Raw genomic sequence first — 1,496 nt, 5'->3', positions numbered from 1 at the left:
GCCGGGCTATCGCTGGCTACACGAGAACTTCGGTACCAATTGGCGTATGACTGAGATGCAAGGAGTGATCGGTCGCATTCAGCTTGAGCGTATGAATGATTGGACAGCCGCCCGTACTAAGAACGCGCAAGCTATACTAGCCGCTTGTGATAAATGGGCGGATAAAGGCTATTTATCTGTACCTAGGTTGGAGCAGACGTCAGAATTTGAGCAATCCCAGCATGCGTATTATAAATTATACGTCTATGTGCAACCGAGTATACCTTTGGGCTGGTCAAGAGATCGCATTATCACGGAAATAAATGAGAGGGGCGTCCCTTGCTTTTCGGGTTCAGCGTCCGAAGTTTATTTAGAAAAAGCCTTTGATAACACCAGTTTGCGTCCTGAAACTAGATTGCCTGTTGCAAGAGCGCTTGGGGAGACCAGTTTGATGTTTTTGGTACATCCAACCTTGACCTCACAAGAGATTGAAAAGACCATTCTTGCTATCGATGATGTATTTACCAAAATAGACAGAGCTTAGCTAAGCTGTAAGTAAAAAATGCTATCTATTATCAATAGATACTGTTACAAGCTTGTACCAAGATTGGTCAAACCCGGCATTGGTGGCAGCTCGTCCAAAGATGTCAACCCAAAAGCATCCAAGAACAGCGAAGTAGTATGCAATAGCGCCGGACGCCCTAGAGTCTCCTTAAACCCATCCTCTTTGATCCAGCCTTTATCGAACAGTTGGCGCAGTATATTGCTCGATAAGGTGACGCCGCGTACGTATTCGATATCGCTACGGGTTACAGGTTGCTTATAGGCGATAACGCTCAAAGTCTCTAGTAGCGCCTGACTCAAACGCTCTTGACGCTGTGGAAATACCTGCTGAATAAGCGCGCTATACTCATCCGCTATTTGTAGTCGGTAGCCGCTCGCGGTTTTATTGAGTCTTAATGCACCAGTAGCCAATCGCTGCTCTAGTTGTGCTAAAGCTGACTTCAATACTTTATCAGATAAAGACAAGTGCTTTTTGATCGCCTGAGCGCTAAGTGGGGCTTCTGAAGCGTGGAGTAATACTTCTATCTGTAGGCTATGAAATTCGCTATTACTTTCGGCAGGGTTAGGATTGTTATTTGCCATTAAGGATTGCTCTTTTCATTGGAAATAATTTGATAGTGCTATATCTGCTACGAGAATTTAATAAAACTAACCACAGCCTACGCCAACCATTCTAAGTGTAAATGCTCACCATCGTCATACTTATCACTTGCAATCACCCCAACCAACTGGCGTTTCATCAACTCTAGCACGGCGACGAAGCTGACGACCACGCCAATTTTGCCTTGCGCTTTATCTAGGAGCTGATAAAAATATTGCGCCTTGCCTGTACTGAGCTGTCTGCTGATACTAGCGATACGATCAGAGAGAGGGACACTATCAACTTTGATAGTATGCATTTGATAATCGGGCTTAAGTTGCATTTTAAATAGGCTTTCAATCAAAAGATTGGG

General features: G+C 44.5%; 2 protein-coding genes and 1 pseudogene. 1 reads left to right on the top strand and 2 read right to left on the bottom strand.

Going from position 1 to position 1,496, the window contains the following annotated elements; all coding sequences use genetic code 11:
- On the top strand, positions 1–523 hold a 523-nt coding region (locus ACTXGO_RS13610), incomplete at its 5' end, for a DegT/DnrJ/EryC1/StrS family aminotransferase (protein WP_443574899.1).
- Positions 524–567: 44 nt separating this feature from the next.
- Here the strand turns inward: ACTXGO_RS13610 and scpB are convergent.
- Together scpB and ACTXGO_RS13600 are read right to left on the bottom strand one after the other, a co-directional pair.
- Entirely contained in the window at positions 568–1,125 is a 558-nt protein-coding gene (gene scpB / locus ACTXGO_RS13605; protein ID WP_443574898.1) for an SMC-Scp complex subunit ScpB, read from the bottom strand.
- 77 nt (positions 1,126–1,202) lie between these two features.
- Positions 1,203–1,496, bottom strand: a pseudogene (locus ACTXGO_RS13600) (segregation/condensation protein A); the annotation flags it as partial.

This window comes from Psychrobacter sp. T6-1 (assembly GCF_052258445.1).
Note: the sequence above shows the minus strand (reverse complement) of the source record. Positions and strands in the feature narration are given on the sequence as shown.